Origin of the sequence: Candidatus Ornithobacterium hominis (genome assembly GCF_951229915.1) — a bacterium.
Taxonomy (GTDB): Bacteria; Bacteroidota; Bacteroidia; order Flavobacteriales; family Weeksellaceae; genus Ornithobacterium; species Ornithobacterium hominis.
Genome location: NZ_OX579588.1, coordinates 1117008 through 1141419 on the forward strand (window position 1 = coordinate 1117008; position 24412 = coordinate 1141419).

General features: G+C 34.3%; 18 protein-coding genes, 1 tRNA gene, 1 other RNA gene and 1 pseudogene. 8 read left to right on the forward strand and 13 right to left on the reverse strand.

The window, feature by feature from the left end; all coding sequences use genetic code 11:
* Positions 1-456: 456 nt before the first annotated feature.
* From QOX03_RS05180 to QOX03_RS05190, 3 genes are all read right to left on the reverse strand, one after another.
* Complete coding sequence (locus tag QOX03_RS05180; RefSeq protein ID WP_283670296.1) at positions 457-1509, reverse strand: sialidase family protein; 1053 nt, start codon at positions 1507-1509, stop codon at positions 457-459.
* Between the two features lie 2 nt (positions 1510-1511).
* Entirely contained in the window at positions 1512-4322 is a 2811-nt protein-coding gene (gene uvrA / locus QOX03_RS05185; protein ID WP_283670297.1) for an excinuclease ABC subunit UvrA, read from the reverse strand.
* Positions 4323-4660: 338 nt separating this feature from the next.
* Positions 4661-5341: a metal-dependent hydrolase gene (locus tag QOX03_RS05190; protein ID WP_283670298.1), complete on the reverse strand. Its 681-nt coding sequence runs from the start codon at positions 5339-5341 to the stop codon at positions 4661-4663.
* Between the two features lie 378 nt (positions 5342-5719).
* On the opposite strand from QOX03_RS05190, the gene QOX03_RS05195 reads away from it, so the two are divergent.
* Positions 5720-6313: a Smr/MutS family protein gene (locus QOX03_RS05195; protein WP_283670299.1), complete on the forward strand. Its 594-nt coding sequence runs from the start codon at positions 5720-5722 to the stop codon at positions 6311-6313.
* Between the two features lie 366 nt (positions 6314-6679).
* Here QOX03_RS05195 and QOX03_RS05200 read toward each other — a convergent pair.
* The 3 genes from QOX03_RS05200 to QOX03_RS05210 all read right to left on the reverse strand — a co-directional run bounded on the left by QOX03_RS05200 (position 6680) and on the right by QOX03_RS05210 (position 9982).
* A tRNA-Met gene (locus tag QOX03_RS05200) sits at positions 6680-6752 on the reverse strand.
* A gap of 334 nt (positions 6753-7086) precedes the next feature.
* Positions 7087-8172: a DUF5074 domain-containing protein gene (locus QOX03_RS05205; protein ID WP_283670300.1), complete on the reverse strand. Its 1086-nt coding sequence runs from the start codon at positions 8170-8172 to the stop codon at positions 7087-7089.
* On the reverse strand, positions 8159-9982 hold the full coding sequence (locus tag QOX03_RS05210) for a TonB-dependent receptor (protein WP_283670301.1): 1824 nt from the start codon (positions 9980-9982) through the stop codon (positions 8159-8161). The genes QOX03_RS05205 and QOX03_RS05210 overlap by 14 nt, the downstream gene beginning before the upstream one ends.
* A 219-nt stretch (positions 9983-10201) precedes the next feature.
* On the opposite strand from QOX03_RS05210, the gene ssrA reads away from it, so the two are divergent.
* The 5 genes and pseudogenes from ssrA (at position 10202) to glgP (ending at position 14536) form a co-directional block, all read left to right on the forward strand.
* Positions 10202-10605: a transfer-messenger RNA gene (gene ssrA / locus QOX03_RS05215) on the forward strand.
* Positions 10606-10790: 185 nt separating this feature from the next.
* A pseudogene (locus QOX03_RS09535) lies at positions 10791-10919 on the forward strand (IS982 family transposase); the annotation flags it as partial.
* A 493-nt stretch (positions 10920-11412) separates the two neighbouring features.
* Positions 11413-12204, forward strand: coding sequence for a hypothetical protein (locus QOX03_RS05220; protein ID WP_283670302.1), 792 nt, complete (start codon positions 11413-11415; stop codon positions 12202-12204).
* Between the two features lie 48 nt (positions 12205-12252).
* Complete coding sequence (locus tag QOX03_RS05225) at positions 12253-12774, forward strand: methylated-DNA--[protein]-cysteine S-methyltransferase (RefSeq protein ID WP_283670303.1); 522 nt, start codon at positions 12253-12255, stop codon at positions 12772-12774.
* A gap of 100 nt (positions 12775-12874) precedes the next feature.
* Entirely contained in the window at positions 12875-14536 is a 1662-nt protein-coding gene (gene glgP, locus QOX03_RS05230; protein WP_283670304.1) for an alpha-glucan family phosphorylase, read from the forward strand.
* A gap of 354 nt (positions 14537-14890) precedes the next feature.
* On the opposite strand, the gene QOX03_RS05235 is transcribed toward glgP, so the two are convergent.
* The 7 genes from QOX03_RS05235 to truA all read right to left on the reverse strand — a co-directional run bounded on the left by QOX03_RS05235 (position 14891) and on the right by truA (position 22531).
* Positions 14891-15208: a DUF3817 domain-containing protein gene (locus tag QOX03_RS05235; protein ID WP_283670305.1), complete on the reverse strand. Its 318-nt coding sequence runs from the start codon at positions 15206-15208 to the stop codon at positions 14891-14893.
* Positions 15209-15622, reverse strand: coding sequence for an META domain-containing protein (locus tag QOX03_RS05240; RefSeq protein WP_283670306.1), 414 nt, complete (start codon positions 15620-15622; stop codon positions 15209-15211). It lies immediately after the preceding gene.
* Positions 15623-15628: 6 nt separating this feature from the next.
* Positions 15629-18016 carry a phenylalanine--tRNA ligase subunit beta gene (gene pheT / locus QOX03_RS05245; protein ID WP_283670307.1) on the reverse strand — a complete coding sequence of 796 codons (2388 nt, stop codon included), beginning with the start codon at positions 18014-18016 and terminating at the stop codon, positions 15629-15631.
* Positions 18017-18032: 16 nt separating this feature from the next.
* On the reverse strand, positions 18033-19148 hold the full coding sequence (dnaN, locus tag QOX03_RS05250) for a DNA polymerase III subunit beta (protein WP_119059742.1): 1116 nt from the start codon (positions 19146-19148) through the stop codon (positions 18033-18035).
* A gap of 392 nt (positions 19149-19540) precedes the next feature.
* Positions 19541-19960 carry a hypothetical protein gene (locus QOX03_RS05255; protein ID WP_283670308.1) on the reverse strand — a complete coding sequence of 140 codons (420 nt, stop codon included), beginning with the start codon at positions 19958-19960 and terminating at the stop codon, positions 19541-19543.
* A 71-nt stretch (positions 19961-20031) separates the two neighbouring features.
* Entirely contained in the window at positions 20032-21789 is a 1758-nt protein-coding gene (locus tag QOX03_RS05260) for an ABC transporter ATP-binding protein (RefSeq protein WP_283670309.1), read from the reverse strand.
* Positions 21776-22531 carry a tRNA pseudouridine(38-40) synthase TruA gene (truA, locus tag QOX03_RS05265; protein ID WP_283670310.1) on the reverse strand — a complete coding sequence of 252 codons (756 nt, stop codon included), beginning with the start codon at positions 22529-22531 and terminating at the stop codon, positions 21776-21778. The genes QOX03_RS05260 and truA overlap by 14 nt, the downstream gene beginning before the upstream one ends.
* 42 nt (positions 22532-22573) lie before the next feature.
* Here truA and QOX03_RS05270 point away from each other — a divergent pair, with 42 nt between their 5' ends.
* Both QOX03_RS05270 and QOX03_RS05275 read left to right on the forward strand, forming a co-directional pair.
* The gene (locus tag QOX03_RS05270; protein WP_283670311.1) at positions 22574-23083 is read left to right on the forward strand and encodes a metallophosphoesterase family protein; all 510 of its coding nucleotides are present in this window, start codon (positions 22574-22576) and stop codon (positions 23081-23083) included.
* A gap of 59 nt (positions 23084-23142) precedes the next feature.
* On the forward strand, positions 23143-24090 hold the full coding sequence (locus tag QOX03_RS05275; RefSeq protein ID WP_283670312.1) for an NAD-dependent epimerase/dehydratase family protein: 948 nt from the start codon (positions 23143-23145) through the stop codon (positions 24088-24090).
* Positions 24091-24412: the final 322 nt, after the last annotated feature.

The following is a 24412-nucleotide window of genomic DNA, read 5'->3' on the forward strand; positions in this document are numbered from 1 at the left end:
GTTTCAATTGTTTTTCTGTTATTATTCGTTATTTTTTTTTAAATTTCACTCTTTCTTTCTTCGGACAGCCTTCTATTCCAAGGTCTCATTATTTATAATTGTATCTTTTGAAAATACCTAAATCATAAATGTTTGAATAGTGTATTGATATTCTTTGACAAATTTTTTTACGCATGAACTTTTTGGAGTTCCATAAAAAATTCTTTTCTTAATATTTAAAATTCTATAATCGTCTGGATGCTTAGTTTTAAGCAACCAGTGTAGATTATATCTAGACTTAAAATGGTCCGATTTAAGCTACCCAGTTTTAGATTGAATAAAAAAACTAATGAAATTCTTTCTTTATAGATTTATCTTATAAATTATAACATTGAATTTAATGGTTGAAGATATGTTATAGATTAATTTTCAATAAGATGATAGAATTATAATAAAAGTACTTATTTATTGATATTTTTAGTCATTAAAAACCCAAATGGCTGGTAAAAGTGAAAAAGAAATTTTTTTGTAGCCATCTTTTTCAAAAAGAAGAGCGAAATTACCGTCCCAAGTTTGTGCTAAAGAAGAATATGCACTGGCTCCAGGGTAGATAATTTTGCCTTCAGACCAGCTTTTACCTTGATTTGTACTGTATTTAATACCTAAATTTTTTCGGTCTTTTTGGTCATGTAAATTAGCAAATACCAAAGCCTTACCTTGAAAATCGTATAACATCATAGCTCCGTTACACGTTGGGTCTATCAAGTCATTTTTAACTTCATTTGAAATTAATTTCCCCTCTGGGTTAAATACATAAATTTTTCTCGCTCCTAAATCTCTCACTCGCGAATTTAAAAGAATATTCCCATTCGGTAAGGCTGTAATGTTAGTCTCATCAGCAGGAGCTACAGGCCCTGCAAACCTCTCCCAAGTTTTGCCGTGATTTTTGCTGGTAAAAACAAATACGCCTTCTTCTAAAGTCACTAAAGTCTGATAAATATTCCCGGCATTATCTTGCGTTGCTTGTCCAGATGTTATGAATCTGAAATATTTCTCTGAATTAGCTGGGGCAATATCATCTGTAATATCACGGGGCTGAGACCAAGTTTTCCCGTTGTCATGACTTACAATCACGTGATGACGAAAAATACCTTTGGCGTTGACCAAGTCCATATAATTGTAGAAGAGGAAAATGTCTTGAGTTACTCTATCCACTACCATACTAGCATCTGAAGCGGATTGCCCTTTGGGGAAATCAACAATGCGCTCTGCTGCCGTCCAAGTTTTTCCATTATCAAAACTACGTTTCATGACAATGTTGATATCATCATTGTATTTCAAGTCGCCACATTGGTTGAAGCGCTCATCAACCACGGCAATCAAAGTTCCATCTGGTGCAGTGACCAAAGAAGGGATTCTAAAGCATCCACCGTTCAAATATTTGGTGTCATAAAATAAATCTGCATTGGCAGGAGTTGTTTGTGCTTGGGCAATAACTGCCGTAAATAATAGTAATAAAAGCTTTTTCATTTTTATAAAAATTTACCTGTATAACTTTTTTTGTTCTTTTTTATTTCTTCTGGCGTTCCCGTAGCGACTACTTCTCCGCCTCTTTGTCCACCTTCAGGTCCCATATCAATTACATAATCTGCTACTTTAATGACATCAATATTGTGTTCGATTATCACGACAGAGTTCCCTAAGTTAACTAATTTTTGTATTACTTCCAATAAAATATTAATATCTTCAAAATGTAAACCTGTGGTCGGCTCATCTAAAATGTAAAAAGTGTTTCCCGTCTGAATTTTACTTAATTCTGTAGCCAACTTCACACGCTGTGCTTCTCCTCCACTCAGCGTCGTCGACTGTTGACCTAACGTAATATAACCTAAACCAACCTCTTGCAACATTTTCACCCGACGATGAATTTTTGGAATCGGTTCAAAAAATTCTACGGCTTCATCTACATTCATATCTAAAACATCAGCAATAGATTTCCCTTTATACCTGACTTCCAAGGTTTCACGATTGAATCTCTTCCCATGGCAAGTTTCACAAGATACATAAATATCTGGTAAAAAGTTCATTTCAATCAACTTAAGCCCCGCACCTTGGCAAGTTTCGCATCTTCCTCCTTTGACATTGAAACTAAAACGCCCAGGTTTATATCCTCTAATTTTAGATTCGGGTAATTCTGCAAATAGATTTCGAATATCTGAAAACACCCCCGTATAAGTCGCTGGGTTACTACGCGGCGTACGACCAATTGGAGACTGGTCGATATCAATCACTTTATCAATTTTTTCTAAGCCTTTAAATTTTTTGTACGGATATGGCTTTTGGATAGAATTATAGAAATGTTGATTTAGAATTCTATAAATCGTTTCATTAATCAACGTTGATTTGCCACTTCCCGAGACGCCACTCACCACCGTTAAAGCTCCCAAAGGAATTTTCACGTTTACATCTTTTAAATTATTACCCGATGCTCCTATAATTTCCACAAAATCACCATTGCCTTTCCTTCGTTCTTTTGGGATTTCAATTTTTCGGATTCCGTTGATGTAATCTGCTGTTAAAGTCTTCGCTTTTACTATATTTTTAGGCTTACCTTGCCACACTACTTCACCACCTTTCACACCTGCTTTGGGGCCCATATCTACCACATAATCTGCTGCTAAAATCATTTCCTCATCATGTTCTACGACTACCACAGAATTACCAATGTCACGAAGACCTTTCAGTGATTCTATCAATTTCACATTATCTCGCGGATGCAAACCGATAGAAGGTTCATCTAAAATGTATAAAACATTGACCAGCTGAGTTCCGATTTGTGTGGCTAATCGAATTCGCTGCGATTCTCCACCACTCAAGGTTTTAGAACCACGGCTCAAGGTCAAATAATCTAAACCGACGTCTAATAGAAATTGTGTACGGGTTTTAATTTCTTTTAAAATTTCTCCAGCAATAATCTGTTGTTTCTCATTCAGGCGCTCGTGCAAGTGAGAAAGCCAATCATAGAGTTTGCCCAAATCCATATCAGCAACTTCTGCGATATTTTTTTTATCAATTTTGAAGTAAAGAGAAGATTTTTTCAATCGCTGACCTTCACATTCTGGGCAATTAACTAATTCTGAATAACGCCGACTAAGTGAATGTGATTTTTTGCTATCTTTATCATTAATAATTCGGCCTAAATAGGGGATAATTCCCTCAAAATCAATGTCAAATGTTTTTTTTATCTTAGCTGCTTTCAGCTCCTTCTCTACCCGTTCGGTAATACCATGCAAAATTTCATCACGTGTTTTAGTTTTTAAGTCCTTCCAAGCCGTTTTATCAGACTCTTCATTTTTACCTAAAATTAAGGCAATTTGATTGTTGATAAATTTCTTGTGTTTGATGTCAGCTAATGGAGCTATGGAGCCTTTGGCTATGCTCAAATTTTCATCAGGAATAACTTGATTTTCATCTACTTTTTTCATCGTTCCCAGCCCGTTACACTTTGGGCAGGCTCCTTTGGGCGAATTGAAAGAAAATGTATTAGGCTCTGGCTTAGGGTATGAAATTCCTGTGCTAGGACACATCATCTCTCGGCTAAAATACCTGACTTTATTATCTTCCATATCTAGAACCATTAGGATGTCGTCACCTTGGCTCATTGCTGTCTCCAAAGAAAGCAGTAGCCGCTCTTTTTGCACTTTATCATTCATCACAAGCTTATCGACTACAATTTCAATATCATGCGTTTTATAGCGATCGAGCTTCATTCCTGGCTCAATGTCTCTTATCTCGCCATCGGTACGAACTTCTAGGAAGCCTTTTTTATTAATTTGCTCAAACAACTCACGGTAATGCCCCTTACGTGCACGAACTACTGGTGCCAAAATCATGATTTTTTTCCCCTCAAACTGTTCACGGATTAATCCCATGATTTCATCATCTGTATAGCTGACCATTTCTTCGCCCGTCTCAAAACTATATGCCGTAGAAGCACGGGCGAAAAGCAATCGCAAAAAATCATAAACTTCTGTGATTGTCCCCACCGTGGAACGCGGGCTCTTAGACGTTGTTTTTTGCTCAATTGCTACCACGGGCGAAAGCCCATCTATTTTATCTACATCGGGACGCTCCATCCCCCCCAAAAGCTGACGTGCGTAGGCTGAAAAAGTTTCTATATAACGCCGCTGCCCTTCTGCATAGAGGGTGTCAAAAGCTAAAGATGATTTCCCGCTCCCACTCAAGCCTGTGATGACGACCAATTGATCTCGCGGAATTTCTAAATTTATATTTTTCAGATTATGTTCTCGTGCCCCAAAAATCTGAATATTGTCATTTTCCATAGCATAAAACACAAAAATATGAAACTAATTTGGCAATGATGAATTTAAACTAATATATTTTAAGCCTTAAAAAATTTTGTGAACATAAATTAACCCGTAAATTAGCAAATACTTGTTTGCAAATTGGCGTGGCTAATAATTTGACACAAAGGACTGAATATCAATTTTTCACACAAGTTTTGTAACTCTTTAATTCAAACTCAGCTTTCATAATTCTCAAAATTCAACTTCTGCCTATCGGCTAAGATCTTATCGCACAGCATAATAGAGAGATGAGTTTATCATTTTAAATCGGGTTAAAAATTTCATCCCCACTTAAGGGGCTTTTTTTTAAGGCTTTAGAAATTTAGAGATTCTCCTATTTCCAGTAAATTTAATTCAAACCCAATGGCTTCGAAAGTTTTCTTCGCTTCCTGTTTATCAATTTTTATTGGTGGGAAGGTGTCGTAATGGTAACCTAAAATATTTTTAGGCTTTATAAATTCAGCGGCTTTTGCTGCCTGTTTTGGCCCCATCGTGAAGTTATCGCCAATAGGTAATACGGCCAAATCCATCACACCATAAAGCTCTGGTATCAACTTCATTTCTTGAGTCAATGATGTGTCTCCTGCGACATAAATTTTTTTATCACCCAAAAAGAAAATATAGCCATTGGGGTTGCCTCCGTAAGTTCCATCATCAAAACTACTGGAGTGAAAAGCAATGGTAGAAACTAAACGCCCAAAAGGGAAATCAAAGGCACCTCCCGTATTCATACCGTGAGTTTTGATTCCTTTTTCTTGGTAATAAGCGGCAATTTCTGCATTAGAAATGATGACTGCTTCTGTGTTTTTCGCTATTTTTTCGGCATCTAAAACATGATCTTGATGTGCATGAGTCAAAATAATATAATCTGGCTTAAACTTCTCTAAATCATAGTTTTCAACTAAGGGATTCCCCGTGATAAATGGGTCAACTAAAAGTTTATGATTTTCGGTTTGAATTTCTAAAGTAGCATGTCCGTGGAAGGTGAGTTTCATATTTGATTTTAATTTAAATAAGTTAATCAGAGAGCAAAATTACATAAAAAATCGTTCCTGATATTTTTCGAATGGGTAAAACTGTGCTGTTTATTTCAAATTTCTAAAAAAAGTTAATATTCTGATTCGATGGATTTAAATTTAGCTAAAACAATCAAAATAATGAGCTATAAATCAGATGGTTTTGGAGTGTTTGGTTTGAAGTTAAAATTCTCATTTTCTGAAATTGTGCGTAATTCTTTCAAAACTATTTTGTAACTTGCCTCGAAGTTGTTTACAAACATATTGAGCTAAAAGCAAATTGAATTAACTGATTTTCAGGTTTTTGATCAACTTTTTTTATAAAATGTACTACAGGTTATTAATTAAATTTAAGAAATGTTTGAATTCAAGAAAGGTGATGCGATAAAATTATTAGACGATAACATCAAAGGAATTGTAAAAAAAGTAGACGGTGAAAGTGTCTTTGTTGAAAATTCGTTTGGATTTTTAGAAGAATATCATGTTTCAGAAGTTTTGCCCGACGGCGAATTGGAAGATGAATTCCCTAGGGCGAAAGGGGCTTCTAAGCCTAAAGAAGTAAGGCTAAAAGAGATAAAAAAGAAAGATAAGGAACTGAAAATCAGAAAAGAAAAAAATAAAATCAAAAAGAAAGGACCTGCAAAGAAAATTAAAAAAGTTAATAAACCTACTTTGGAAATTGACTTGCATTACAATAAATTGGAGTACATCAATCCGAACTTTAATATTGATTCTATTTTGGCAAAACAAATGGATTCTTTGCAAAATCGACTAGAAAAAGCTCGAGAAAATGGCTATGATAAAGTCATTGTGATTCATGGCAAAGGTGAAGGTGTTTTGGAAAAAAGTATTAAAAATTTCTGCAACAACCGAGGTTATGCTTTTTATGATGCAAATTATGAGAAATATCAAAAAGGAGCAACTGTGATTGAATTGCCTCTAAATCATTGATTTTTTTTAAGCATTTATATTGAATTTTCTATGGTTTTAGAAATTCTTCAAAAACTGCTTATTCTCTAATTCTATTTTCAGCCTTGCCTGCAACGCTACAGAGCAGAATTTTTGACTCTCGGGCAAACGGTGCATTAATTGGGCTTTGAGCGTTAAATCCAACGGAATTGAAACTATTAAAACAAATTCATTAAATGACGGGCTCTAAAGATTTTGGGAAAATTCCTAAAAATTAGACTTTGACGGGAAAATATATCGCCCCGCCCGAATGAACGTAATCGCAAATTATATCTTTCAGATAAACAATGGATTACTCCCAAAAAAAGAAAAGGACAAACGAAAATAAATTTCCTCTGTCCTATTTAGTAGCGGGAGCTGGACTCGAACCAGCGACCTTCGGGTTATGAGCCCGACGAGATACCGACTTCTCCATCCCGCGATTTGTACTGCAAATATACACATTTTTTTTTACTAACAAAAAAAATAATGAAATTTTCTCTTTTAAGCCGTCATTCTTTAATTTTTCTCTCCTGTATAGTATTTAGGGAAAACTCTAAAGACTGATAGTCTCGCTAACTTTCATCCACTCTACTAGGCTCAAATCATCGCTGAGAAATCTGATAATTTTAAAAAAATAATTACCCTCCCTGCGAATGTTGATTTCTATTTTTTTTAAGCCTTAAAATTTTTTTAAGCCTTAAAAAATTTCTCTTGAGGCTTAATTTTTTAAGGCTTAATTTTTTATCTCTGATGATGATATTGATACTGATTCCTTAATAAAGATAGAAGTCATTTACGCCTCGACCTCCCTTAAATTCTTTCTCTAAATTCCCATTATTATTATAGATATATACATCAGATGAAGCAACAAATCCATTGACATTTGACAAATATATTTTATTTTTCAAAACAGAAAAGCCATAGAAATTGTCCCAATCGTTTTTTTCTGTCTCAATGATGGATTCGGGTTGAGCATTTTCATTTTCTGTATTGATTTTATAGACCTGATTACTCGTTGTGAAAAAAACTTGATCGTCATAATAATGATCTATATTCGTAGCGTAACTGTTGAAATGAAAAATTTTAGAAATTGTGCCAGTACTTTTTTCTATTTGGTAGATTTCTCCGTTAATCTCTTCTTTGCACGCTGAGAAGTCATTACATTTACTTTCCCCATTGCTAAGTGCATAGAAGTATTTTCCTGTTCCCCAAGACATATCGCTAAAGTTTTTAGCTAAAACAATTTCATCTAATTTCTTCAATGTTGAAGCATCCAATTTTATAATTTTATTCCCGGTACTGAAATAGGACTGCTGCACGTAAATGTACTTCTCATTACTAAATATTTTCTCAATTTGCTCTGGAAACTCGATATTGGAATGAAAGCTAAAATCACCTTTCTTATACACAGAAACATACCCACCCGATTGGCCGGCATATGTAGAGTTATTGTTAGTTACTAAGATATAATCATTGGTCACTGTAACATAACGTGGCAAGTTTAATTCTTCTGTAATGGTAAATTTAATTTTATGGGTTCCTTTTTCTAAAATTTCTACTTTATTAGAATTATTCACGACCAAATAAGTATAATCTTTATCTATAAAAGCGCCCTGTAAAACATCTCCTAGAAGTTTGTTTTCATTTGATTTTTTGAAAACATCCGTTTGCAGTTCTCCTTCATTTGTTAAAATATCAATAGATGCATTCGCAGAACCAAAATTTCCTTCATTTGAAATCAAAATTCCTGTCGAAACAAATTTTCCTGATGGATTTACAAAATCTTCATCTGAATTTGTACATGAAAATACGGTAAATAATGCTACCGCAAAAACGGTCATTTTACTAAAATAGTTCATAATTTATTTTTATATTAAAATTTCTTTGTGGTTGGTATCTATTCAATATTGTTTGATAAATTTTATTATATATATTATTAATTCTAAAGGCAACGTGAAGTTTATTGTTTAAAAAAGCATACTTTAGCATCACATCACTCAGTAAATATTCCTTTACGCGAGCATTTTCTTCTTTCCCAAGCGAAAAATAAACATCATCGGTATAGCGATTGTTCCATCCAAAACTAAATTTTTGATACTGAAAAACAAAATTCAAACCAGCTTGAATGGGCGGAACGTACATTAAAGATAATTTTGTTTTCACTTCTTTGGCATCGGTATAGCTGAAAAACATTTTGGTTTTTGTCTTTATTTTAAAAAGATTGAATTCAGCCTCAGCATTTGCTTCTAGTCCTTTGATTCTCACTCGATCAACATTAAATGCCTTCCAATATCCTCTATCTGCTGGCATCCAGCGAATCATATCTCTGATGTTTTGATGGAATAAATTGAATCCTAGCTTTAGATACCTAAAATCAATACCTGAACTCAACTCATATGATTTAGAATATTCGGGTTTTAAGTCTGAATTTCCCCCTGGCTCGAAGTATAAATCATTAAAACTAGGTGCTCGAAATGAACTTGCGGCTTTTAACTTTAATTCAAAATTTTTTAAGGCTTGAAAATTAATCGCCGAAGAGTACAAAAACGGTGACTCAAAATGTGTAACCCATTCTTTTCTAGCTCCTAATTCTAGTTGCAATTTTTTATAAGGCTTAAAAAATCCGTTGAAAGAAGTTTGAAATTCACGCCGAAAAGATTGCTTCATTGACGCATTTTCATCTGGCAAACTTTCCCGGTAAATCCATCCATTTTTCCATTTTAAATCTATTTTTTTTAAAGGCTTTAAATTTATTTGAAGATTTGTTATCAGTGATCCTACACCATTCCCGCTGTTTTCTGTTTTCTTTATATTAGGGTAATAGGTATAATTTTCTTTTAAAAAACCAATTTCGGGGGTGATTTTTAACTTTTTCTGCTGAAATTCATAGCGCAGCAAATGTCTTTGATTATAATTAAAATATCGACTTTTATTTTCTGTTGAAATAATGAGCGAAAAATTTCTTTTATCATTATAAAACTCATTGAAAAACAAAAGTTTATGTTGATTATTAAAAAGGAAACCAAAATTTACACCCATATCATTTTTCCAAAAATCGGCATTTAAATTCTCATAATTTTTAGATGAAATTTTATAATCATTTTTTGATTGTTCTCTTGAGTATTTGACTTCAAAATAGCTGTTTTCATTCGCCATCAAGTGGCTGTAATCCAGCAATAAATGCTGATAGCTCCCATAGCCCAAACTTAATTTTTGAGTATTTTTTTTGCCAAACTTCGGTCGATTGCTTAAAGACACGGTTCCGCCGATGGCTCCGCTCCCATTCATGATTCCTCCAGAACCGTACTCCACCTGTAAATCATCTGTCGTAGCCCAACTTACTGCATTGAAATCTGTCTGCCCCAGTAATTGAGAATTAATATTGAGCCCGTTCCAAAGAACAGCGGTTTGTTGTGCTGTCGTCCCTCTGAAACTGACTGAGCTTACCATGCCAGCACCGCTTTCTTTGAAAAATATTGGGGTTTGCTCTCTTAATATCTCAGTTAAACTTATCCCAATACTTTGACTTTTCACTGAATCTTTGATTTTTTGGATTTTATGAAAATGTTCTCGTAAATTTTTGTGATTCGCTTTCACTTCTATCGAATCCAAATCAATGCTTTGCGCTGATAATGAAATTGTTATGAGCAAAAAAAATATCCTTATCATTTCTTAAAAAAAGAGAAATTAAATTCCTCCAGCTCTTTTTTTTCAAAATTTAAAACTAATCTAGCTACCCCACGCACCGAATGAAAAAAATTAATTACCACAAAATTTTGTCAAATATAGCAATAATTGTTAGAGATAAAACAAACATTTTCCCCGTTTTGGAATAAAATTTGTATCTTTGCATTCTAGTTTTTTTAGAAGCTCTTAAATTTATTATATGGGGCCGACCGGTTTTGACAGCAAGCCGAGGTGATAAGTAAGCATGTCGTGAAACGTTGTGTACTCACGTAAATCAGGCACTTCAACTTTTTAACTGGCAACAACAATTACGCTTTAGCGGCCTAATTGACTGAATTATAGTAAGTCTTGGCAGATTCTCAACAAGGTTGAGACGCTAAATGTCACACAGCTGCCCATTTCTCATGGCGGCTGATTCTGTGGCACAGAGAAATGAGAATAGTTGGTAAGATGTTTCTGCTTGCCAATGAAGTTTAATGAAACTAAGGTGTGCTTATGGGTTTCTTTACCCTCAACACACACGAAAAAGCAAGAAAAGAATAAACATGTAGAAAGCTTATGATTTCCTTGTTTGGACGCGGGTTCGACTCCCGCCGGCTCCACAAATAACTTTATAAATCAATTAATTAAACAGACCAAGGACTAAAACAGGGACTTGCCAATTTTTATTGATTTACAGATTATTAAACTTGTTCATTTCTTGAGCTTTAGTTTGGGCCGCAATGTCAATATATAGTTTCATTGGTTATCAAATAAATACAATAGCAACCTCGAGAGAAGTTATAAATTAATTTTAAAAGAATTACGCACGATTTCAGAGAAAGAAAATTTTCATTTTAAACCAATTACCCCAAAACTATATGATATTGAATTGATTAGTTTAGTTATTTTGCCTGAATTTAAATCTATTGACTCAGATATGACTAGAGAAAATAGTAATTTCTTCGTCCTTATTTAATTTTTTTGTTAATATTTTTATTTTTTTATTATGTTATAATTTGGAGTTTTTGCTTTTTTTATTACATTTGTTCTTCGTTTAGAAAGAGCTGAAACTTTTAGAAGTTCTTTTTTTGAAGAAATTATTTACATTCACACTAGTAAAAACAAAAAAACCGCGCAGGATTTCCTTGTACGGCTTCAGAGTTCGCTCCCTACGGGAGCGAATTTTTTATATCAATTAGTTTGTTTACATTTTATTTTGAAACTCGCAAACTCAATTTGTTAAATTTTTTATGTATTTTGTTAAATAAGATTGACAAAATATATCCTTTGCTAACTCTCTGCGAGGTTATTTTATACTTTTGTTTTATGCAAATTTATTTTTGAGAAGGGCAGAAATGATGAAGATTTTTTTAAGCCTTAAAAAAAATTAATTATAAATTTGTAATATTTTTTAAAATTTTTAATCTCAGATGGATAATAAGTTTTTGGTCAAATTAAGTAATCTCATTGGTAGCATTTCTATAATTTTGCTTGTTTATTGGGTTTTTACCTTTATATTAATAGAAATTTTTGGGCTAAAGGTTTTTAGAGAAAATCTGACTAGCACGTTCTATTTGAGCATTTTAGGGATTTTGGCATTGATGCTCGGTGCGTTAATCATCAATATCATGTTTAATATGACTCGCATTGCACAGAAGCATAATGCTGATGTTGAACGAAATTTTGTTAATAAAAAAATTATTTGGACTTTACTAGCTATTTTCCCGCTCATTGCTATTTTGCTTTTCAGCGGGGATTATTTTACTTCAGTAAGGAAAAAAAATATGTTGATACAATCAGCTGATTCTGTGGTGAAGCTGAATGAAAATATAAGTGATCAACTTCTTAATTATCAATTTGATGAAAATTATATTCAAAAAACTAAAAAAAATTTGGAGTTACTTTCTGCTACAGATAAGAACTTCCCCAGTATTGCCGTTATCGTAAAAGATAGTATTGATGATTCGCCTGTTTTTTTGGGGTTTAAAAAAGATTATTATTACTTGCCTAAAGACAGTGTTTTGCGAAAGGTAGATTACATTAGAAAAACGACAGAAGATGAGCGAAAATATCTCCATAGCGTGTTTGATGGCAACAACTTTGGAATCAGATATAGCTCTTACAATGGTAACTATGAATTATTTTACCCGTACCTGAAAGGGAATAAAAAAATCATATTCTACTTATCTGATTATCAGAATTATGGAAAGGTTGGGAGTTGAAAAATCTAACTTTTTATAAAAAAATAAATTTATACGATTCTAATTTCTATGCAAGTTTTTACCCACTTTATCCATTCTCCCATGGGCGAAATTTTTGCTGCGGCGACTTCACATAGCGTTATTTATCTTCAGTTTTATGACGAAGAAAAAATCACAAAAGCTTTTCCATATTATTTGAGTCAAAAAAATGCAGAATATATTCAGCAAAAAAATGAAATATTAAGGCTTTTAGAAATTCAACTTCAAGCATATTTTGATAAAAAACTTCAGAAATTTGATATTCCTACGCAAACTTTTGGCAAGGCTTTTCAGGTTAAAATTTGGGAAGATTTGCATGAAATCAATTATGGTGAAAGGTGTTCTTACAAAAATTTAACAAGCAAAAATCATCCTCCTGAGAAGGTGCGTGCCGTTGCTAGTGCCGTTGCCAAAAACCCAATCTTGATTCTCTACCCTTGCCACCGCGTGGTGGGAAACGACGGTAGCTTGGCTGGCTACGCTGGTAAAATCTGGCGAAAAGAAAAATTATTGCAATTAGAATCTACTGCTGCTCCGTTGTCTCTATTCTAATTTTTTTTAGGCTTAAAAAAATTCAGTAAAACAGTATTTATCATACTTTCTTTCTATAAAACTTGTATTTTTGTAAAAATTAAATTTAAACGAGTAAATAATGAGTAATAAGTTACCTCAAGCGTTCAGGCATCCTTACGCTTTCAATCCTAATTTTGAGACGTCTGTAGCGTATTTTTGTATGGAGTATGCGATAGACCAAAGTCTAAAAATTTACAGTGGTGGGCTTGGTTTCTTGGCGGGTTCTCACATGAGAAGTGCTTTCGACCAAAAGCAAAATTTGATTGGGATTGGGATTTTGTGGAAGTATGGCTACTATGACCAGTTCAAAAAAGAAGACCGAAAAATGGGCGTTCTATTCCAAGAGAAACTTTATCATTTTCTAGAAGATACGAACATCAAATTTACCATCAAAATCGCTGGAAATGATGTTTGGGTAAAAGCTTATTATTTAAATCCTAAGACTTTTGGTACGGCTCCACTTTTCCTATTGAGTACCGATGTCCCAGAGAATGACTACTTGGCTCGTTCTACAACCTTCAAACTCTATGATAGCGACCCAAAAGCTAAAATTGCTCAATGCATGGTTCTTGGCCTAGGTGGTGCTAAATTGCTAGAAGAACTGAATTACGACCCTGAGGTTTACCATTTCAACGAGGCTCATGCTCTATCTGCCGTGTTTAACTGGTTACCCAAAATGGGAAAAGAAAAATTAAAAGAGAAACTGGTGTTCACTACTCATACGCCTGAGGAGGCTGGGAATGAGAAACATGACTTAAACATTTTGCGTGAGTTAGGTTTTTTTAATGGCTTACCCACCGAACGCGTGAGGGAATTTACAAATACTGATGGCTTTGAGTTTAATCACTCGCTGGTGGCTTTGAAATTGGCAAGGAAAGCTAATGGCGTATCAAAATTACACGGTGAAGTGGCTCAGGAAATGTGGGCTCACTATGAAGGGATTTGCCCGATTACGCACATTACCAATGCTCAAAATAAAAAATATTGGGCTGATGAACGCATTGAAAAAGCACGCCAAGACAATGACTTGAATGCACTGAAGGCTCGTAAGAGAGAAATGAAGCAATATCTGTTTGATGAAGTAGCAAATCAGACAGGTAAATTATTCAATCCTGATGTTTTCACAATGGTATGGGCACGCCGATTTGCGGAATACAAAAGAGCTGACCTAATAACTCGCGATGCTGAACGATTTGAAGAATTGATGAAAAATTCTAAATACCCTGTTCAGATTATTTTTGCAGGGAAGCCTTACCCGATGGACTATAACGCCATTCGCACATATGATTTTTTGGTGGAATTGAGCCACAAGTACAAAAATATGTCGGTATTAGCAGGCTACGAGCTACATCTTTCTAATAAATTAAAAGACGGTTCTGATGTTTGGCTGAATAATCCGCGTGTGACGAGAGAGGCTTCTGGAACTAGCGGAATGACTGCTGCGATGAATGGCTCCATCAATTTCTCTACCAATGATGGGTGGATTCGTGAATTTGAAGAAATAAGCCCAGAAAGTGTTTACACTTTACCCATCATCGATCACACATTACCGCACTATGACCAAGATAAAATGGATTTAGCCAATCTATACAAAATTTTGGAGAATGAAATTTTACCGCTTTACTATGGCGATAATGATGCGTGGTTTAGAAAAGTTCATAAATCAATGAGTGATGTAGTACCTTTCTTTGACTCAGACCGAATGGCAAGTGATTACTATACAGAACTTTACAATATTTAAAATTTTTCTAAGCCTTTAGAAATTTTATAGAAAAAACCTTTTCAATAATTTTGAAGAGGTTTTTTTAGGTTTTATTGTAAACTCTTGCTCTTAACGATAAAGATAAACCCTTTGGCGAAAACCTAAATTTATCAAGACAATTTTTATACATTTGTTAAATCTAGCATTTTAAATTACATATTTTTGATCCATATAGCGATTTATAGATTTGCCTACCCGAATATACCTGAAAAATAAATTTTAAAATCTATTGAAATTTTTTAAGCCTTTAAAAATTTTTAATTCAACCACTTGTACTTTATCTTCTAATATCAAATTAAAAGTTATGAAGTTATGAATTGTCTTCTACACAGCTCATATTAATTTTTTTTCTACCCAAAAGGTAGCAAAAGGGAAAAAAGCAGATAAAATAGCAAACACATAATCCTCATCATCCCACTGGTATAATTTTTTTACAAAGGGAAGTTGAACTAAATACCACATAAAGGCAGCTCCATGCAGAATCCCCACAGGAATCATCTGCCACCAAATACCAAATTGATATTTAACGGGCATTGCTACCAGAAAAAGTAAAATACACGTAACGCCTTCAACTATGCAAGCATTTTTAAAGCGTTTTTTTCTTTTCTCTGGCGGAACTTTTTCAAAATAGGATTGAATTTCTTTTAGCATCTATTTTTTATAATGCAAAAGCAACAAATTGTCTTGGTATAGATATAAATTTTCGCCAGAACGTTCAAAGCGATTGACCTTATCCAGTAGCTCTATGTAATCTTGTTCCACGTCAAGCTCAGGACAAGCCATTCTAGTCAGCCCCAGTTGTGTAATCTTCAAATTATTTTGATGACTATTGAAAACACCAAAAAAATTATTACACCCAGCAAACCCACTGACTTTATTTTCATTATCTTCTTGACTAAATGTAAGGTGTAATTTTTGCTTTTCAAATCCCAATTCAGCGTGATTATCATTTTGCAAAAACCAAGTTCCATATAAAGCATCTACATTTACTTTTTTCTTCATTGGCATGGGGCTACAAGAAAGCATAAAAACAGAAAGACTGATGTATAGCAATGATTTTTTCATAATTAATTATCTTAAATTAGCTTTTAATTGTTTTTTAAGTTCCGTAATAACTTTATTCATAATCTGATCAATTTCATGATCTGTCATCGTTTTAGAAGGGTTTAAAATTTCTAAACGAATGGCATATGATTTTTTATCTTTTAGTTGCTCTCCTTCAAAAACGTCAAAAAGTGATATATTTTTAATTTCTTGAATTTGAAGCTGATGAATAGTTTTTAAAATCTCTTCATATTGAATTTGTTTATCTAGCAGCAAAGCCAAATCTCTTGTTACCAACGGGAATTTAGGAATACTACTAAACTTCACTTGCTGTGATTGATATGCTTCAAAAATGGGTTGTAGTTCAATCTCAGCTGCCACAACGTTTTGCGAAAGCTTATAATTTTTATCTCCATTAGAAATCACCTTTAAAACACCAATTTCCTTACGATTCAATTGAATTTTTAGAGTTTGATTTTCTTGTGTGAAATTAATTTTTTGAATTCCCAACTGTTGAAATAAAGCTTCAATAATTCCCTTCAGATAAAACAAATCCAATTCTGTTTCTTTATTTTGCCAGTGCTGTGTATTGCTTTTCCCGCTCACGGCAAGTGCTAATCGGAAGTTTTCTTGATAAGCATTTGCAGTTTTTTCATAAGCATGTCCGATTTCAAACAAGCGTAAATTTTCATTTTTACGATTGATATTAAACTGAATGTTTTGAATCAGTTCTGGCAACAGACTTCTGCGCATGATGTTGTAATCTTGGCTCAGGGAATTGATTAAGCGAATAGATTTCTCTGTATCAGGTTGTTTCGTATCATATTTCTCACTGTACATCGATATATTCATGGCCTCAAAAAAACCACAGGAAACCAAAAAATCAGATAGTCGATTGATGAAATCATTTCTTTCAAAGCCTTCACCCTTCACGATAGAGAAACTCACTTTTTCCTTTTGTGGAATGCTATTATAGCCATAAATGCGCAAAATCTCTTCTATCACATCAATTTCTCGCTGGACGTCAACACGATAAGCAGGCACCTTTAATTCCAAGAAATCATTATTTTCTGAAATAATTTCAATTGAAAGTAGTTCTAAAATTTCTTTAATTTTTTGGCGATGAATTCTTTCTCCCAAAATCAAATCGAGATTTCGGTATTTCAAAATCACATCAAAATCAGTAATTTCCCGAGGTCTATTTTTTATTTTCTGCACCAAAACTCCTCCCCCAACTTCCAATATCAGCTGAATTGCTTTTTCTAAGGCTAATCCTGTAATATTGGGGTCGATTCCTCTCTCGTAGCGAAAAGAAGCATCTGAATTAATTCCTAATCGTTTGGCTGTTTTTCGAATACCTGTGGGTTTAAAATAAGCACTTTCTAAAAAAATATTTTTTGTAGAGTTCTTTACCGACGAATCTAAACCACCCATAACGCCAGCTATTGCTAATGGTTTATTTTCGTCAGAAATAATTAAATCTGTTTTTTTTAATTTCTTTTCCGTTTGGTCTAAAATTTTGAAATTTTCTTCAAAACCAGTTTTTACAATAATTTTTTGATGTGCAATCGTATCAGCATCAAAGGCATGCAAAGGCTGCCCTAAACCGTGTAAAATGTAATTTGTAATATCTACAACATTATTGCTCGGTTTAATGCCGATCGCATGAAGTCTTTTTTTGAGCCATTGAGGTGATTCTTTGATTTCTACATTCTCAATATAGGCTCCATAATAAGCGGGGCACAATTCCTCATTTTCAATTTCAATCTGAAAAGGCCCAACGGTGTTTTCTATTTCTTCTAGAAATGGGATTTCCAGTTGGCTTGCTAATTTTTTAGCTGAAAGAGCTGCGTGCAAATCACGGGCAACGCCAAAGTGAGACATTGCATCTGCACGATTGGGCGTCAAGCCGATTTCTATCATATAATCTAAAGAAATATCTATAACTTCTTTCATCGGTTTCCCTGCGGGAAGATTTTTGTCTAAAACCCAAATCCCATCGTTATTATCTGAAACATTTAATTCCTTTTCAGAACAAATCATCCCATGCGAACTTTCACCTCGGAGTTTCGCTTTTTTGATTTCAAAACTTGAACCATCTGCACTCTTTATTAGCGTACCTATCGTTGCCACTGGGACTTTTTGCCCTGTAGCGACATTAGGCGCTCCACAAACGATTTGCACTGGAAACTCTTGCCCTAAATCAACTTGTGTGATTTTCAATTTATCGGCATTAGGATGAGGCAAGCATTCGATGACTTCTCCCACTACAAATCCCTCTAAATCCTTCTCATCTACACCGATTTTCTCAACTCCTTCGACCTCTAGTCCAATATCTGTTAAAACTTCTGCTATTTTATCAATAGAAAGATCTGTCTGAATATATTCTCTTAACCAATCGTAAGAAATTTTCATAAGCTTTTTAATTTTTTTATGCCGAAAGCATCAATGGCATCACCAGCATCAATATTTTTTCTCCATCTTCTAAGCCGTCAATTGGTTCAATGATTCCTGCACGGTTAGGTTCTGACATAGAGAGTGTTACATCATTACTCTGTAGATTTTGTAACATTTCACTTAAAAATTTAGCATTGAACCCGATTTGTATATCATTCCCATTATAATCACAAGCAAAAGTTTCCTCAGCTTTATTGGAAAAATCAACATCTTCTGTACTGATGCTCAATTCACTGCCAGTTAATTTGAGGCGAACCAAATGTGTTGATTTATTAGCAAAAATAGAAACCCTTTTCAGCGAATTTAAAAATTGAACTCGGTTAATGGTCAAAACATTTGGATTATCTTTTGGTATCACAGCATTGTAAGCTGGGTACTTCCCATCTATCAAGCGACACAGCACCGTCAAATCCCCAGTGGTGAATCTCGTGTTGGTTTCGTTATAATCAATCATCACATCTTCACCTAGCGGGAATATATTTTTAATTAAATTCAAAGGTTTCTTAGGCATGATGAATTGGGCATTCTTTTGAGTTTTTAGTTCAGAACGCATGTATTTCACCAATCGATGTGCATCCGTAGCAACAAATCGACACTCATCCGTGCTCAACTCAAAGAAAACGCCTGTCATCACTGGTCTATGCTCATCATTTCCTGTGGCAAAAAGTGTTTTATTGATAGCTTCTACTAGCACATCCACGGGCATCGTCATGCTTTCTATATCTTCTAATTCAGGGGCTTCTGGGAAGTCATCTGCCGATAAGTAAGAAAGTTGATAGCGACCTTGGTCTGATGTGATTTCTAACAGATTCTCTTCTTTCTTATGAAAAGTTAAAGGCTGATCTGGGAAGGTTTTTAAAGTATCTAATAAAATTCTAGACGGCACACACAAAGAATCGGTATCGTCTGAATCTACTGGAATCACTGTAGAAACCGTGGTTTCCATATCAGAGCCTGTTACTTTTAATTTCCCTTCATCCAATTCAAATAAGAAGTTATCTAAAATGGGCATGGTATTGCTAGAGTTGATAACACCGCTAATCATTTGCAGGTGTTTTTGTAGCTTAGAACTAGATACTATAAATCTCATACATCAAAATTTCACAAATTTCAAGATAACAAATGTAATTAATTCAGTGAAAGAATAAAATTGAATTATGAACTAAATTTTCTAAGGCTTAAAAATTTTTTATTTTTTCATTTAATTTCCAACGGAAAATAGAAATGAATTTAAGCTCTCTGCCACAATTTTGCCTTAATTTCTTTACGGAAATCTCTACTGCTTTTTTTGATTTTTTTTGATTTAATCATTATAACCTAACGCTATGAATGAATATTATGAGTGATTTTCACAGCAAAAAAGATTATTTTTCAAAACTTTTGAACTAAATTTTATAAGGCTTAAAAAATTTTTAAATAAAAAAACCATCTCAAAATTGATTGAAACGGTTTTTTAAAAAATTTCTAATGTAGGTCTAATAATTACATTTGAGTTTGCTCCAATTCTGCTTGAATTTCTTTGTAATAAGCTTCAGCTTTAGCATACTCAGGGTCGCTAGAGAAATTTGAAAGACTTTCGTTCAAAGAAGTCATTTCAGCTACAGCCTCGTTCAATGCAGTTTGGTCTCCAGCATAAGAAGCTGCTTTTGCTTTAGCAGCAGCATCGTGTAATTTGTTGACCCATTCCTGCAATTGGGGATTCTCAATAGAAGGCGCATCTGTCACAGCAGCTTTTACATCTTCGTAAACTTCGCTTGCTTTATCAGCAATATTGTCACCTAATTGCTCTGCTTCTGTAGCAGCAGCATCGTTTACAACAGTTTCTACTTCTTTAGTTTCTTTTTTACAAGAAGTTACGCTCACTAAACCTGCAGCAACTGCAAATAAAAATAATTTTTTCATAAAATTAGTCTTAATTGCAAATATATAACTTTTTTAATGATTTAAAAACAAATGTTAAAGTTTATGAAACATTACGAATTTGTATTTTGGAATTGAGCTTCGTACAATTCAGCATAGTAGCCTTTTTTTTCTAGCAATTCTTTGTGTTTTCCTCTTTCAACGATTTTCCCAGCACGCATGACTAAAATTTGAGTCGCTTCTTTGATGGTCGCTAAACGATGTGCTATGACGATGCTTGTGCGTTCTTTGGTAATTCTTTTGGTCGCTTGTTGAATTAAATTTTCAGAATTGGTATCTATACTGCTTGTAGCCTCGTCTAATACTAAGATTTTGGGATTATAGACATAAGCTCTCAAAAATGAAATCAGTTGCCGTTGCCCTACCGATAATGTGCTGCCTCGCTCAGAAACTACAAAATCGTACCCACCAGGCAAACTTTCTATAAAGTCATGAATCTCAATTTCTTTAGCTGCTTGAACGACTTGTTCTCGAGTGATTTCAGGGTTCCCCAGTGTAATATTTTCTAAAATGGATTCGTTGAATAGAAAAACATCTTGCAAAACTACGGCAATGTGAGAGCGGAGATTTTCTAATCTATAATCCCGAATATCAATATCATCTATTAAAATATTCCCGCTTTTAATATCATAAAATCGACTCAGTAAATTAATAATCGTAGATTTTCCTGCTCCTGTGGCACCCACAATGGCTATCGTATCTCCTGGATTAGCTAAGAAACTAATGTTTTTCAGAACTTCTTGATTTTCAACGTATTCAAAAACAACATTTTTAAACTCAATAGAACCACGAATGTTATTTTTTTCGATTTTCCCCAAATCAGGAATACTATCATCTAAATCTATCATTTTAAACACTCTTTCTGAACTCACCAAACCACGCTGTAAATTATTAAATCGTTCTGCCATCTGGCGAATCGGGCGTACCAACATTGGAATAAAAATGATAAAAGCTATTACTTCTCCTGGAGTTACATCGCTGTAATAAAAAGCACTAAACCCACCTAGAATGACTACCAAGCCTAAAGCAAATGCAGATACCAATTCTACAATCGGGAATAGCAATGAGAAATAAAAAATCGTAGCTAAATAGGCTTTTCTCAAATCTTGATTAATTTCAGTAAACTTTTGATACTCTGAATCTTCTCGGTTAAAAAGTTGAATAATATTCATTCCTGAAAGCCTTTCTTGCACAAAGCTGTTAAAAGCCGATGTTTGATTTCTTTCAGCTGTGAATGTTTTTTTGATAGAACGTTGAAAAATTCGAGTAATTATAACCATAAGCGGTAAAATAACAATCACCACCAACGCCAGTTTCCAGTTGGTATAGAACATCGTACCCATGATGAAAAAAATCCGTAATAAATCGCCCAACACGACCAAAATCCCATCGGTAAAAACCTGACTTATCGTCTCTATGTCTGATACTGAACGAGTTACCAACCTTCCGTTAGGCGTTTTATCAAAAAAAGCCAATCGGTAGTTAATGATTTTATTAAATAAATTGACACGTAATTTTTCAATCACATCTTGTGCTACAATATTGGAGAATAAAATAAAAATATACTGTAATATGATTTCTGCCAAAAGAATCAAGCCCAGCCATACGCAAAGTTGCAAAAGCAAAGCGGGTTCTTTGGGGAGAATAAATTGGTCTATAGCTTTCCCCGTGAGTAATGGACGGATGGAAGATACTGCCGATAAAAAAACTGCGATCAATATAACAGCAATAAATAATCTCTTATTTTCTACACCTAAATAAAATAGTCGCTTAAGTTCAGAAAAATTAAATCTATTTTTATCCTTTCCCATTATATATAGCTTTAGGGTATTCCACTTTTGCTAAGTACAAACCTTGCGCTGGCGCACTTGCTCCCGCTTCATTTCTATCTTTTTTATTTATAATTTCTTTAAATTCCTCCACTGAAATTTCACCTGCACCTACCGCCACCAAAGTTCCTACCACGGCTCTCACCATATTTCTCAGGAAACGATCTGCCACAATCGTGAAGTACAGGTGGTCGCCACGACTCTCCCACTCCGCTCTTTCTACCGTGCAAATATGTGTTTTCACATCTGTGTGAAGCTTTGCAAAGCTTGAAAAATCTTTCTTCCCGTACAATGATTGCGCAGCTTCATTCATTTTATTTATTTCTAAAGGCTTAAAAAAAATATTCCACCCAGCGTTGTATTCAAAAGGGTTTTTGGCCAAATTAATTTGATATTCATAAATTCTTTTGATTGCATCAAAACGGGCATGAGCCCCCTCTTTCATTACATAAATCTGATGAACAGCAATGTCTTGAGGTAAGAAACCGTTCAAACGTTTGATTAATTCAAAGCGATTTATAATCCTCTCGTAATCAAAATGTGCAAACATTTGCTTGGCATGCACCCCTGCGTCTGTTCTGCCAGCACCCACGGTCTTTATTTCTTGCGACAGTAGTTTACTTAATCGCTCCTCTAGCACCTCTTGCACTGTGATGCAATTGGGCTGGATTTGATAACCGTGATACTGGGAACCATCATAAGAGAATTCAATAAAATAACGCACTAAAACCTAAATTTTTAATATTTTTACAAAAATAAAAAAACGTTGACAAAGGTATTACTACTTTCTGACACACATAGCCATATTGACCAAAGAATTTTAAACTATGCACAAAAAGCAGACGTAATTTTTCATGCTGGCGACATCGGAGAAGTGAAAATTTTAAAAGCCTTAGAAAATTTTGCTCCCCTTTATGCCGTCTATGGAAATATTGATGGACAAGAAATCCGCAGTTACTGCCCAAAGGAAATCGTTGTAGAAATCGAGAAAGTCAAAATATTGATGCACCACATTGGCAAATACCCGCCTCATTATCCGCCAAAAATCCAAGAAAAAATAAAGGAAATTAAGCCCAAACTTTATTTTTGTGGGCATTCTCACATTCTCAAAGTCATTCCCGATGCCAAAAACCACTTAATCCACATGAACCCTGGTGCTTGCGGCAAGTATGGTTTTCACCACATTCGCACCATGCTTCGCTTTACGATTCACCAAGGAAAAATTTCAAATTTAGAAGTCATTGAATTGGGCTTACGCTCTAGTATGAAAAACTGATGAAGTATTTAGAAAAACGTAAAAATCTTCTTATATTTGAGAATTAAAATTTTATTCTAATGCCAAAAATTCTAATTACAGGTGCTTTGGGGCAAATTGGCTCTGAGTTAACTTTTGCTTTGGTAGAGAGATACGGAGAAAACAATGTAATTGCTACCGACATCAGGCAACCACTGAACGATGAATATAAGCACTTTGAGCAACTGGATGTGCTAGATGCAGAAAGTTTTAAGAAAATTCTAAAAAAACATTCAATCGACACGGTCTATCACTTAGCGGCAATGCTCTCTGGAGTTGCTGAGAAATTCCCTGTACGCGCCTGGGATTTGAATACCAAAACACTACTCACTGTTTTAAATTTTGCTAAAGACGGACTGATTAAAAATATTTTTTGGCCCAGTAGTATAGCTGTTTACGGCCGTGGAGCAGAAAAAGAAGGACCCCCCCAAAGTGCCATCAAAAACCCTGAAAGCATGTATGGCATTGCTAAACTTGCAGGCGAGCGTTTCTGCGAATATTATTACAAAAAATTTGATATTAATGTAAGAAGTATCCGCTACCCAGGCTTAATTAGCTGGAAGACGCAACCTGGCGGCGGAACGACAGACTACGCTGTAGATATATTCTATCAAGCCTTAGAAAATCAAAAATATGATTGTTTCCTTAATGAGAACACCGCACTACCCATGCTCTACATGGATGATGCTATTCGCGGAACAATTGAGCTGATGGAAACCCCTAGCGAAAAACTAAGTGTTCATTCATCTTACAATTTTAGTGGCTTATCCTTCACGCCCAAAGAATTGGCAGAAGAAATCAAAAAAAGAATCCCAGCATTTGAAATTGAATATCTCCCTGATTTTAGGCAAAGTATCGCTGACTCTTGGCCCAACTGGATTGATGATAGCGTAGCACAGAAAGATTGGGGCTGGAAACCTGAATTTGATTTGCCTAAAATGACCGACATCATGCTGCAACAGCTCAAATTAAAATTGGGAAAAACCTAAATTTTAGTGTGAGTATACTGGAAGAAGTTTTTTTCCTTTAAACGTCTATGGCTCAGCACGTAAATATTTTTAGTAATTGGAAAAGATAAATTAAATTATTTGTGAAAATGAACGTGTTTATGAGAATTTACGATTTATTGAATCATCTAAAATAAAATATTAGAAACCCGCCAAATACCAGTTTCATCGGTGGAAAATATTTCTCAAGATCAGACGATTTATACTCAGTGTGATTTTATAGGAAAGACTTCGCTACTGAATATTAGGCAAATACATCGATAAAATTCCATTCCATGATTGAACATTCGCAGAAAGTTTAAAC

Coding starts and splice junctions, on each gene's coding strand:
- QOX03_RS05180 (WP_283670296.1), bottom strand. CDS start 1,509: ATGAAAAAGCTTTTATTACTATTATTTACGGCAGTTATTGCCCAAGCA.
- uvrA (WP_283670297.1), bottom strand. CDS start 4,322: ATGGAAAATGACAATATTCAGATTTTTGGGGCACGAGAACATAATCTG.
- QOX03_RS05190 (WP_283670298.1), bottom strand. CDS start 5,341: ATGAAACTCACCTTCCACGGACATGCTACTTTAGAAATTCAAACCGAA.
- QOX03_RS05195 (WP_283670299.1), top strand. CDS start 5,720: ATGTTTGAATTCAAGAAAGGTGATGCGATAAAATTATTAGACGATAAC.
- QOX03_RS05205 (WP_283670300.1), bottom strand. CDS start 8,172: ATGAACTATTTTAGTAAAATGACCGTTTTTGCGGTAGCATTATTTACC.
- QOX03_RS05210 (WP_283670301.1), bottom strand. CDS start 9,982: ATGATAAGGATATTTTTTTTGCTCATAACAATTTCATTATCAGCGCAA.
- QOX03_RS05220 (WP_283670302.1), top strand. CDS start 11,413: ATGGATAATAAGTTTTTGGTCAAATTAAGTAATCTCATTGGTAGCATT.
- QOX03_RS05225 (WP_283670303.1), top strand. CDS start 12,253: ATGCAAGTTTTTACCCACTTTATCCATTCTCCCATGGGCGAAATTTTT.
- glgP (WP_283670304.1), top strand. CDS start 12,875: ATGAGTAATAAGTTACCTCAAGCGTTCAGGCATCCTTACGCTTTCAAT.
- QOX03_RS05235 (WP_283670305.1), bottom strand. CDS start 15,208: ATGCTAAAAGAAATTCAATCCTATTTTGAAAAAGTTCCGCCAGAGAAA.
- QOX03_RS05240 (WP_283670306.1), bottom strand. CDS start 15,622: ATGAAAAAATCATTGCTATACATCAGTCTTTCTGTTTTTATGCTTTCT.
- pheT (WP_283670307.1), bottom strand. CDS start 18,016: ATGAAAATTTCTTACGATTGGTTAAGAGAATATATTCAGACAGATCTT.
- dnaN (WP_119059742.1), bottom strand. CDS start 19,148: ATGAGATTTATAGTATCTAGTTCTAAGCTACAAAAACACCTGCAAATG.
- QOX03_RS05255 (WP_283670308.1), bottom strand. CDS start 19,960: ATGAAAAAATTATTTTTATTTGCAGTTGCTGCAGGTTTAGTGAGCGTA.
- QOX03_RS05260 (WP_283670309.1), bottom strand. CDS start 21,789: ATGGGAAAGGATAAAAATAGATTTAATTTTTCTGAACTTAAGCGACTA.
- QOX03_RS05275 (WP_283670312.1), top strand. CDS start 23,143: ATGCCAAAAATTCTAATTACAGGTGCTTTGGGGCAAATTGGCTCTGAG.